Consider the following 10671-nt stretch of genomic DNA (forward strand, 5'->3'; position numbering starts at 1 on the left):
TTCCCCATCGGGCGTTCATCCGCAGCTTCCGAGGTGGCCGCACTGCGTGCAGTAATCGCAGCCGTCCTTGCGGATCATCGCGTGCGCGCCGCATTCCGGACACTTGGCGCCCATGAGCGTGGGCGCTGCGGCAAGCCCCGGCGCCGGCAGCTCCGCTTCGGCGGCCGCCGGGTTGCCGCGCCTGGCGATGAGGTTCTGGATCGCGTACGCGATGGCGCCGACCTCGGAGTCGTGCCACATCGGCACCGCGGTGCCATCGGCCTTCACGTGGCTGCCCAGGCGCACCGGCCCGCGGTCCCAGGCCACCTTGCGCATGTCGGCGAGCGCGCGTTCCAGGAAGCCGCCCCGCGCCGCCAGCGACAGCAGCCGCATGCTCGCGGTGATCCATTGCTGCGATTCGCCGCTCTGGCCCACCGGCATGAAGAACTCGATGGCCCGCTCCCGCCCATCGGCAAGAGGCAGGAACGAGACGACGAGGTAGAGCGTTTGCCGGCCCTGTTGCGTCCAGTACTCGATCTTCTCGGCGCTCGCGTTCAAGGTGCCGGTCGGGCGGCTGGCGATCATCGCGCGCATCGGATCGGCCGCGGCCTGGTTCAGGCTCGCGGGTGGATCTTCCTTCGCTGCCGGGGCGGCGTCGAGCACCGAGCCGAGGATGGTGTTGGGCCGGTAGGTGGCCAGTCCCTTCAGCTTGGCTGTCCAGGCGTGGAGGTAGAGTTCCTTGAAGTCCTCGTAGGGGTAGTCGGCCGACACGTTGACCGTCTTCGAGATGGCGGTGTCGACGAAGGGCTGGACCGCTTCCATCATCGCCAGATGCGCGGCCGCGGGCATCGACAGGGCCGAGACGAAGTAGGGCGGCAAGGCGTCGGTGTCACCCCCCAGGGAGCGGTACAGGCGCCAGGCATGGTCTTCCACCTCGTACTCGGAGATGCTGCCGTCGGCCTCGCGCTTCTTGCGCCGGTAGGTCCAGGAGAACGCCGGCTCGATGCCGTTCGAGGCGTTGTCGGCGAACGCCAGGCTCACGGTGCCGGTCGGGGCAATGGACACCAGGTGGCTGTTGCGGATCCCGTGCATGCGGATCTGCTCCTGCAAGGCCTGGTCCAGGCGGCTGGCGAAGGTGCCTCGCGCGAGGTAGCGTTCCGCATCGAAGAGAGAGAAGGGGCCTTTCTCGCGCGCCAGCGCCACCGATGCGGCGTAGGCCGTGTCGCGCAGGCTGCGCGCGATGCGCGCCGCCATCGCGCGGCCTTCCGGTTGGTCGTAGCGCAGGCGCAGCATGGCGAGGGTGTCGCCCAAACCGGTAAAGCCCACGCCGATGCGGCGCTTGGCCATGGCTTCGGCGCGCTGCTGCGGCAGTGGCCAGAAGGTGAGGTCCAGCACATTGTCGAGGGCCCGGACCTGCAGCGCGACGGCGTCGTTGAAATGCTGGAAATCGAACGCGGGCTCACCGCCGCTGCCGAACGGATGCTCGACGAAGCGCGTCAGAATGACCGGCCCGAGGTCGCAGCAACCGTAAGGCGGCAGCGGCTGCTCGCCACAGGGGTTGGTCGCCTCGATGTGCTCGCAGTAGCGAAGGTTGTTGTCGGTGTTGATGGCATCCGTGAACAGGATGCCCGGCTCGGCGAAGTCGTAGGCCGAACGCATGATCGCATCCCAGAGTTCACGTGCCGGCAGGCGCCTGTAGACCCATTTCCCGTCCACGGCCTGCGCGGCGCCGCCTGCGATCTGCTCGGCACCCGGTGTCGCGCTGTGCACCAGCGCCCATTCCTCGTCGGCCACCAGCGCGCGCATGAAGGGGTCGCTCACCGCGACGGAGACATTGAAGTTGTTCCAGCGTCCCGGCGACCTCTTGGCGGTGATGAACTCCAGCACGTCGGGGTGGTCGATGCGAAGGACGCCCATCTGCGCGCCGCGGCGCGCCCCCGCGCTCTCGACGGTCGAGCAGGACCGGTCGAACACGTCGATGTAGCTGCACGGGCCCGAGGCGAGCGAGGCGGTGGCGCGCACCTGGGCGCCGCGCGGCCGGATGCGGGAGAAGTCATAGCCGACTCCGCCGCCGCGGCGCATGGTTTCCGCGGCCTCGCGCAGCGCCTCGTAGATGCCGGCGTACCCGGCTTCGTCGCGGCCTTGAATGCAATCGCCGATCGGCTGCACGAAACAATTGATCAACGTGGCATCGAGTCCGGCGCCGGCGGCGCTCATGATGCGCCCGGCCCCGATCGCCCCCGCGCGCAGGTTGGCCAGGAAGCGCCCCTGCCACCGGTCGCGCTCGCCCTCGGCCTCGACCGACGCCAAGGCCCGCGCCACGCGCTCGAACAGATCCTCGATCGCCTTCTCGCCGGGCTTGAGGTACTTCTCCAGCAGCACGTCGCGGCTGATGGCCTGCACGGGCAGCGGTGGATGCAGGACGGCGTCGTCACGCTTCATTCGAGGGTCCCGGCTGCGGCCGTGTTCGGCTGTATTTCATGGCTAGATGATTCGGGAGAAGCGAGCGCGCTTGCGGTCCGTTTGCAGATAGCGGTCGAAGACCATCGCCACCGCCCGCACGAAGAACCAGCCGGTGTCGGTGACCGTGAGATCACGTTCCGTGAGGCGCACCAATCCGTCCGCCTCCATCTGGTCGAGTGCATCCAGCTCGGAGGCGAAGTAGTCGCGGAAATCGATGAGATGGGCAATGCCGACCGATTCGAAGTCGACGTACCCCTGGCACATGATGGCCATGATCACACTCCGGCGCAGCACGTCGTCGCGCGACAGCGCGAGCCCGCGCGCCACCGGCAGCCGTCCCTGGTCGAGATGGTCGTAATAGTCCTCGAGGGACTTCGCGTTCTGGCTGTACGTGCTCCCGATCCTGCCGATCGCCGAGACGCCGAGCGCGACCAGGTCGCAGTCCGGCTGCGTGCTGTAGCCCTGGAAGTTGCGATGCAGCCGTCCCTGGCGCTTGGCGACGGCCAGGCTGTCGTCCGGCAGCGCGAAATGGTCCATGCCGATGTAGACGTAGCCGGCGGCAGTAAGCGCGGCGATCGAGCGCGACAGCATCTCGACCTTCGTGGCCGCGTAGGGCAGCTCGCTGGCGGCGATCCGGCGCTGCGGCTTGAACCTCTCGGGCAGGTGCGCGTAGGCATAGAGGGCGATGCGGTCCGGGCGCAGCGCGCAGATCTGCTTCAGTGTGCGATCGAACGATGCGGACGTCTGCCGCGGCAACCCGTAGATCAGGTCGACATTGATGGACTGAAACGGCAGCGCGCGCGCCGATGCGACGAGATCGAAGACCTGTTGCGCGGGCTGGATGCGATGCACCGCCTGCTGCACGTCGGGGTCGAAGTCCTGCACGCCGAAGCTCAGCCGATTGAAGCCCAGCCGGGCCAGGTGGGCGAGGCGGCCGGCATCGACGGTGCGCGGATCGATCTCGATGGCGTATTCGCCGTCGGGCGCGAACGAAAAGGCGTCGCGCAGCATGCGCATGAGTTCGGTCAGTTCGTCGTCGCTCAGGAAGGTCGGCGTCCCGCCGCCGAGGTGAAGCTGGCTGACCGGCGTGTGTGCGCCCAGTTGCGCCACGTGCAGCGCGGTCTCCTTCTCGAGGTACCGCAGGTATTCACGGCCGCGCGAAGCGTGCCGGGTGATGATCTTGTTGCACGCGCAGTAGTAGCACAGCGATGCACAGAACGGGATGTGAACGTAGAGCGAGATCGGCGTCTTGCTGGCGTTCATGCCCAGCCTGCGCTGGCGCGCCGCGCCGCTGTAGTCGGCGGGCCCGAAGGCCTCGACGAAGCGGTCCGCCGTCGGATAGGAGGTATAGCGGGGCCCGGACACATCGAAGCGGGCCAGCATCTCGGCGGAGAGCGAAGGTCGCGCGCTGGCACGGGGCGCCGCGAGGGTGGTGGACGTCATTTCGTTCGGACACGTAGTCGACAGGTCTTCACTGTGCATCCCTTGCGCCGCCGGGTGCTTGATGTTCGTCAACATAGACGGCCGATCCGATCGACACCTTGCACCGGCGCCGGGCGCTCACCGCAGCACGAGGACCGGCACGTCGGAATGCGCCAGCACCTGGGCGGTCTCGCTGCCCAGCAGGGTTTGCATCAGTCCCGTTCGCCCGTGCGAGGCCATCACGATGAGATCGCTGCCATGCTGGCGGGCGGCAGCCACGATCGATTCCGCCACGCTGCTGGATTTCACGGTCTCCGAACTGACCCGTACGCCGCAGGTCTCGGCGCGCTTCTCGACGGCCTTCAGCATCGTCTTGGCCTGCTCGGCGCGCCGGCATTCGACGCGGTCGATCTCTTCGGCCTGGAAGCCGGAGGACCCATCCATGTAGCTCTTGGGTTGGCGTCGCACGACGGTGAACGCGGTCAACTCGGCCTTGTGCGCCGTGGCCAGGTCGATCGCCTTCAGGACGGCCTTTTCCGCGAGTTCGGAGCCGTCGGTGGCGACAAGAATGCGCTTGAACATGATCGTTGTCCTTTGAAGATTGAGCATCTTCAGCGTAGCTTCATGGGTTTTTGCATGCTTGATCTGGATCAAGCATGCGAGCCGCGGCGGTGAGCGATGGATCAGGCGGCGTGCGCCGCCAGGCCCGCCGGTTGATCCGGCGCAAACCTTGCCTGGCCACGGAGCGCACCATCGCGTCTTCGAACGCTCCAAGCACGCCATGACATCGTCCTGCGAGGCAAGGCCTCCCTCCATCCTTCCAGGCCGCGCCCGGCCCGCGGTCGCCCTCGTTCCCTTGTCGGCGATCGGCCGCGCGAGGCCCCACGTTCTCCGGCGCGATGCGGCCCCGCCCGCGGCCGGTCCGCTGGCCGATCGCCTGGGACGGCCGCTGACCGACCTGCGCATCAGCGTCACCGACCGGTGCAACTTCCGCTGCAACTACTGCATGCCGAAGGAGGTCTTCGACAAGGACCATCCCTACCTCCCGCACGCCGCGATGCTGAGCTTCGAGGAAATCGCGCGGCTCGCGCGGCTGTTCGCGCTGCAGGGCGTGCGCAAGATCCGGCTCACCGGCGGCGAGCCCTTGCTGAGGCGAGGCCTGGAGCGGCTGGTCGCCCCGCTCGCCGGCTTGCGCACGCTCGACGGAGCGCCCCTCGACCTCGGCCTGACGACCAACGGCTCGCTGCTGGCGCACAAGGCCCGCGCCTTGAAGGACGCCGGGCTGCGCCGGGTGACGGTCAGCCTCGATGCGCTGGACGACACCGTCTTCCGCCGCATGAACGATGTCGATTTTCCGGTGGCCAGGGTGCTGGCCGGCATCGATGCGGCGATGGAAGCGGGCTTCGAGCGGATCAAGGTCAACATGGTCGTGAAGCGCGGCACCAACGATCAGGCGATCCTGCCGCTGGCGCGTCACTTTCGCGGCACGGGCGTGGTGCTGCGTTTCATCGAGTACATGGATGTCGGCGCCACCAACGGCTGGCGCATGGACGAGGTGCTGCCGTCGTCCGACGTGCTCGCGCGCGTGTCGCGGGCCTTCCCGCTGGTGCCGCTCGAAGCGACCGCGCCGGGAGAGACGGCACAGCGCTGGGCCTACGCCGATGGCGCCGGCGAAATCGGCGTGATCGGGAGCGTGACCCGCGCCTTCTGCGGCGAATGCAGCCGCGCGCGCCTCTCCACGGACGGACGGCTCTTCCTGTGCCTGTTCGCGAATGGCGGCCACGACCTCAAGGCCCTGTTGCGCGAATGTCCGGACCAAGCCGGCGACGACTTGCTGCGCGGCCGCCTGGCCGAGATCTGGCGCCAGCGCGCGGACCGGTACTCCGAGTTGCGCGCGCTCGGCGGGCCGCTGCCGGCCGGCACCGCACGCCGCGTCGAGATGAGCTACATCGGCGGTTGATCCGGCGCAACATCCGTCGATCGAATGCGCGTGGTTTGACGCAGCGCAAGCCGGCCGGCGGCGTCCGCGTGGACGCTACGGGGCATGACGTCCTCATCCCACTTCGACGACCTGCTGCGCGCCGCCGCCGCGCAGGCGAACCCCCAGCGGCTGCTCTTCGTGTTCACGGAGGCCGGATTGCCGGCGGATGCGACCGACGCGCAGCGCGCGGCTTTCGGCGCCGGAGGCGGCGGCTCCCTCACGCCGATGGCCTGTGTCGACAAGCGACCCGACGAGCTGAGCGACTTTGCCGCGCTGGTAGCCGAATCGCGCCGCGCGTGCCCGCCCTGGGCGGTGGTTTTCATCGGGGCCCTGTCGGGGCAGGGCGGCCGGGCACCCTCCGATGCGCAGGTCGATGCGGCGCTCGAGTCGATGGTCCGCAACGTGCGCGACGGCAGCTTCGGCGCCTACATGGCGCTGGACCCGGCCGGCGAGCCGGTGGGCTTCTTCAGCGGCTAGCCTGCTCGGCGGTTCTCGGCACCGAGGCCAGGTCCTGCTCGACCCGCCGGAGCACCTCGCTGGCCTGCGCGGGGTCGAAGTCCTCGTGCTGGCGCTTGCGCACGCCGAACTGGTGCAACTGGTAGTGGCGCCAGGGCACGAGGCCGTGGCGCGCGAGACTGCTCTTGACGCAATTCAAGGGACAGCCGTCCAAGGCCACGATGGGCCTGCCGCTGCGCGCGATGCGCAGGAGATGCGGCACGTCGCCACCCACGCCGGCGATGCAGGACATCTCGGCGTCGCCCTGGCGGTCGAGACGCACCGCGACATGGTTCGCCAGCTGCGCGGCGCTGGAGCAGCCCGAGCACGAGTACACCAGGGGTTTGGAATCAGGCGTGGTCAAGTCTTGCCTTTCGATGGCCGCATGCTGCACTTCCGGGTCTTGGGATGGTGCAGTGGAAGTAGCTCGATTGGAAATCGCGCAATCGCGACAGCAGTTCGTCCGGGCTGCGCGCTGTGTTCATTGCACCAGGAGCGAATCGGCGCCCTGGAGGACCAGGCCCTGCACCTCGGCGCCGCCGGCGAGCAGCTGCATGTACTGGTGCAGCGCCTTGGCCCGCGATTGCTGGGCCAGCTGGACGGTGATCCGCTGGCGCACTTCCTCGAAGGACTGCTGGCGGCCGGGGTCGCGCTGCAGCACCTCGATGACGTGGAAGCCGTAGCGGCTGTGCATCAGGCGAGGGTGCAGGCCGAGCGCGTCGCGCCCGCTCTCGCCGTGGAACAACTCGGCCGTGAGTTCATCGGCGCAATCGTCGGGACCGATCCAGCCGAGGTCGCCGCCGTCCGCGCCGCTGGGGCAGTTCGAGAGTTCCCGGGCCCGCTCGGCGAAGCGAGTGGGCGCCACGGCCTTGTGACGAAGTTCGATCAGGCACTGTTCCGCACGCGCCGCCAGTTTCGGGACGTCGATGCCCTGGGTGACCGCGAACAGGATGTGCCGCGCGTGGACGCGTCGCCCGATGGCGAAATGCGCGCGTCGTGCGTCGTAGTAGCGGCGGCACTCCGCTTCGCTCGGCGCCGGGATCTCGATGGCGCGGTCCAGCATGCGCTGGACGATCTCCTGCTCGGCCTCGCCCAGCGGCGGCGCCTCCTGCACGTCCAGCGGCGGCAGGAGTCCCAGGCGCACGGCTTCCTGCCGCAGCAGCTCGGTCCATGCCAGCTCGCGCAGCGTGTGCTCGTCCGGGCACTCGCCCGGGCGGTGCAGCGCAATACCGTTGACCGACGCCGGCGCGGCCTCGGCGTCGCGGTCGCCTTCGGCGGCATTGCACTGGCAGGCGCCTCCGCCGCATCCGTTCGCGGCGGCCATCATGCGGTCCTCTCCGGCAGCACGACCACCGGCACCGGGCGCGGCTGAGGCTGCGGCGCGGCGGCGGGAAGCGGCTGCACGGCCTGCCGGTCGAGCTTGCGCCGCGTGCGCACCACCTGGTAGGGACGCAGCAGGTAGGCGGCCGTGCCGAAGCCGCTCCACACGTGGACCAGCCGGGTGAAGGGGAAGATCAGGAAGATCGACATGCCGAGGAACATGTGGACCTTGAAGACCCAGCTCGCGCCATCCAGCAGCTCGACCGCGCCGCCGCGGAAGGTGACGATGCGCTGCGCCCATTCGGCGAGGCGGAGCATCATTCCGCCGTCCAGGTGCTGCGCCGACAGCGGGATGGTCGCCAGCCCGAGCGCGAGCTGCAGCCAGAGCAGGACCAGCAGCACGATGTCGCTGGTCTTCGAGTTCACGCGGATGCGCGCGTCGGCGAGCCGCCGGTGCAGCAGGATCGTCACGCCGGCAAAGCCGAGCAGTCCGGCCAGACCGCCCGAGACCATCGCGACGAGCTGCTTGCTGCCGGCGCCGATGAAGTGCTCGTAGACGAAGTGCGGCGTGAGCATGCCGGCGCTGTGCCCGAAGAAGAGAAAGAGCACGCCGACGTGGAAGAGGTTGCTGCCCCAGCGCAGCTGGCCGGCGCGCAGCAGCTGCGAGGAGTCGCTCTTCCACGTGTACTGGTCGCGGTCGAAGCGGATCAGGCTGCCGACCAGGAAGACGCTCAGGCAGATGTACGGGTAGAGACCGAAGAGGAAGTTGTCGAGTGCGTTCATGCCCTGGCTCCCATGGCGCGCGCGGGCGCCTGGCGGACGAAGTGGAGAGGTTGCGGCTGGCCGGGACGCGCCTGACCCTGGGTGCTGCAGCCGTCGAACACCGCGGGCTCGGCCCAGGCCTCGTCCAGCGGCTGCTCGTCGGCCACGGGCACGGCCTCGGCCTTGTGGCCTGCGAGCTCGAGGATCGCCGCCACGACGCTGGCGTAGGGGCTCTCGCGCTTGCGCAGCGCGCTGAAGATGGCGGTCAGGATGTGCGCCATCTCGCCCAGGAACTCGCGCGCCACGGCGGGCGGCTGGGTGGATGCGAACTCCAGCACCACGCAGAGGTGGTCAGGGACCTCGTGCGGCGCGATGAGCAGGCCGGCCGTTTCGTAGGTCTTCACCAGGTCGATCATGGCGGGGCCGCGCTCGCGCGAATCGCCGTGCACGTGCTCGAAGAGATGCAGCGAGGTGCTGCGGCCGCGGTCGAACAGCTCGACGAACTGCATCTGCGCTTCGATCGGGTCCATGCGGGCGAGCGAACGCGCGAAGCCGCGCAGCTCCAGGCGCCGGGGCGCGCGCAGCGCCCCTTCGGCATCGAGCGCGTCGGCCACCAGCGGCAGGAGCTCCAGGATTCGTTCGTCGGGATAGCTCAGCAGGAGGGCCAGCGCGCGCAGCGTGTGACGTTGGTTTTTCATGGGCACTCCGGTTCAGACGTCGGCATGGATCGGGATGGTGCGGCGCTTGCTGCCGCCGAAAAGACTCGCTTCCGAGCTGCCGTCGGAGCAGCCGTTGCCGAAGGAGAAGCCGCATCCGCCCTTCATGTCGAAGGTGTTCTCCGCGTACTCGCGGTGGGTCGACGGGATGACGAAGCGGTCCTCGTAGTTGGCGATGGCCATCACCTGGTACATCTCCTCCACCTGCGCGGCGGTCAGTCCGACCTGCGCGAGGACCGCCGGGTCTTCGACGTGGTCCACATGCTTGCCGCGCTGGTAGGTGCGCATGGCCAGCATGCGCTCCAGCGAGCGCACCACGGGCGCGGTGGCGCCGGCGGTCAGCAGGTTGGCGAGGTACTGCACGGGGATGCGCATCTGGTGGACGTCGGGGATGGCACCGTTCGCGCCGACATGGCCCGCGTTGGCGGCCGCCGTGATGGGCGACAGCGGCGGCACGTACCAGACCATCGGCAGCGTGCGGTACTCGGGATGCAGCGGCAGCGCGACCTTCCAGTCCATGGCCATCTTGTAGACCGGGCTGTTGCGCGCGCCCTCGAGCCAGGCCTCGGGGATGCCGTCCAGCCGCGCCTGCGCGATCACCTCGGGGTCGTGCGGATCGAGGAAGATGCCGAGCTGGGCCTCGTAGAGGTCTTTCTCGTCGGGCACGCTGGCGGCTTCCTGGATGCGGTCGGCGTCGTAGAGCACCACGCCGAGGTAGCGGATGCGCCCGACGCAGGTCTCGGAGCAGACCGTGGGCTGGCCGGCTTCGATGCGCGGATAGCAGAAGATGCACTTCTCGGCCTTGCCGCTCTGCCAGTTGTAGTAGATCTTCTTGTACGGGCAGCCGGAGACGCACATGCGCCAGCCGCGGCACTTGTCCTGGTCGATCAGCACGATGCCGTCTTCCTCGCGCTTGTAGATCGAGCCCGAGGGGCAGGAGGCGACGCAGGCCGGGTTCAGGCAGTGCTCGCACAGGCGCGGCAGATACATCATGAAGGTGTTCTCGAACTGGCCGACCATCTCTTTCTGCACGCGGTCGAAGTTGTCGAGGTTGGCGTCCTTGCTGCGCTTGGCGAACTCGCCGCCGAGGATCTCCTCCCAGTTCGGGCCCCACTCGATCTTCTCCATGCGCTGGCCCGTGATGAGGCTGCGCGGCCGCGCGGTGGGCGGCGCCTTCATGGTCGGCGCCGACTGGAGGTGGTCGTAGTCGAAGGTGAAGGGTTCGTAGTAGTCGTCGATCTGCGGCAGGTTGGGGTTGGCGAAGATGCGCATGAGCAGGCGCCACTTGCCGCCCTGGCGCGGCTCGATCGAGCCGTCGGGCTTGCGCACCCATCCGCCCTGCCACTTGCCCTGGTTCTCCCATTCCTTCGGATAGCCGATGCCGGGCTTGGTCTCGACGTTGTTGAACCAGGCGTACTCGACGCCCGGGCGGCTGGTCCAGACGTTCTTGCACGTGACGGAGCAGGTGTGGCAGCCGATGCACTTGTCCAGGTTCAGGACCATGCCGATTTGCGCTCGAATTTTCATGGTGGG

Annotated in this window: 10 protein-coding genes; 2 read left to right on the forward strand and 8 right to left on the reverse strand. The window is 68.6% G+C overall.

Translation table 11 applies throughout. The annotated features are described in order from the left end of the window. Positions 1 to 15 precede the first annotated feature (15 nt). The 3 genes from J2739_RS12355 to J2739_RS12365 all read right to left on the reverse strand — a co-directional run bounded on the left by J2739_RS12355 (position 16) and on the right by J2739_RS12365 (position 4446). Positions 16 to 2421 carry an adenosylcobalamin-dependent ribonucleoside-diphosphate reductase gene (locus J2739_RS12355; protein WP_309901943.1) on the reverse strand — a complete coding sequence of 802 codons (2406 nt, stop codon included), beginning with the start codon at positions 2419 to 2421 and terminating at the stop codon, positions 16 to 18. 42 nt (positions 2422 to 2463) lie between these two features. Continuing rightward, positions 2464 to 3885: an oxygen-independent coproporphyrinogen III oxidase gene (gene hemN, locus J2739_RS12360; protein WP_309901945.1), complete on the reverse strand. Its 1422-nt coding sequence runs from the start codon at positions 3883 to 3885 to the stop codon at positions 2464 to 2466. A 117-nt stretch (positions 3886 to 4002) separates the two neighbouring features. Beyond that, positions 4003 to 4446, reverse strand: a complete 444-nt coding sequence (locus tag J2739_RS12365) for a universal stress protein (protein ID WP_309902140.1) — start codon at positions 4444 to 4446, stop codon at positions 4003 to 4005. Positions 4447 to 4645: 199 nt separating this feature from the next. Here J2739_RS12365 and moaA point away from each other — a divergent pair, with 199 nt between their 5' ends. Together moaA and J2739_RS12375 are read left to right on the forward strand one after the other, a co-directional pair. Next, entirely contained in the window at positions 4646 to 5824 is a 1179-nt protein-coding gene (moaA, locus tag J2739_RS12370; RefSeq protein ID WP_309901947.1) for a GTP 3',8-cyclase MoaA, read from the forward strand. Positions 5825 to 5908: 84 nt separating this feature from the next. Beyond that, positions 5909 to 6322 carry a ribonucleotide reductase subunit alpha gene (locus tag J2739_RS12375; RefSeq protein WP_309901949.1) on the forward strand — a complete coding sequence of 138 codons (414 nt, stop codon included), beginning with the start codon at positions 5909 to 5911 and terminating at the stop codon, positions 6320 to 6322. On the opposite strand, the gene J2739_RS12380 is transcribed toward J2739_RS12375, so the two are convergent. The 5 genes from J2739_RS12380 to narH form a co-directional block, all read right to left on the reverse strand. Further along, positions 6312 to 6704, reverse strand: a complete 393-nt coding sequence (locus tag J2739_RS12380) for a putative zinc-binding protein (protein WP_309901951.1) — start codon at positions 6702 to 6704, stop codon at positions 6312 to 6314. The two genes, J2739_RS12375 and J2739_RS12380, sit on opposite strands and share 11 nt — an antisense overlap. 117 nt (positions 6705 to 6821) lie before the next feature. Then, complete coding sequence (locus J2739_RS12385) at positions 6822 to 7664, reverse strand: peptidylprolyl isomerase (protein ID WP_309901954.1); 843 nt, start codon at positions 7662 to 7664, stop codon at positions 6822 to 6824. Next, entirely contained in the window at positions 7664 to 8443 is a 780-nt protein-coding gene (gene narI / locus J2739_RS12390) for a respiratory nitrate reductase subunit gamma (protein WP_309901955.1), read from the reverse strand. The genes J2739_RS12385 and narI overlap by 1 nt, the downstream gene beginning before the upstream one ends. Next, positions 8440 to 9120, reverse strand: coding sequence for a nitrate reductase molybdenum cofactor assembly chaperone (narJ, locus tag J2739_RS12395; protein WP_309901958.1), 681 nt, complete (start codon positions 9118 to 9120; stop codon positions 8440 to 8442). Before narJ ends, narI begins: the two co-directional genes overlap by 4 nt. A gap of 12 nt (positions 9121 to 9132) precedes the next feature. Next, entirely contained in the window at positions 9133 to 10665 is a 1533-nt protein-coding gene (gene narH, locus J2739_RS12400; protein WP_309901960.1) for a nitrate reductase subunit beta, read from the reverse strand. Positions 10666 to 10671: the final 6 nt, after the last annotated feature.

The sequence above is a fragment of the Variovorax soli genome, from assembly GCF_031454625.1.
Classification (GTDB): Bacteria; Pseudomonadota; Gammaproteobacteria; order Burkholderiales; family Burkholderiaceae_C; genus Variovorax; species Variovorax soli_A.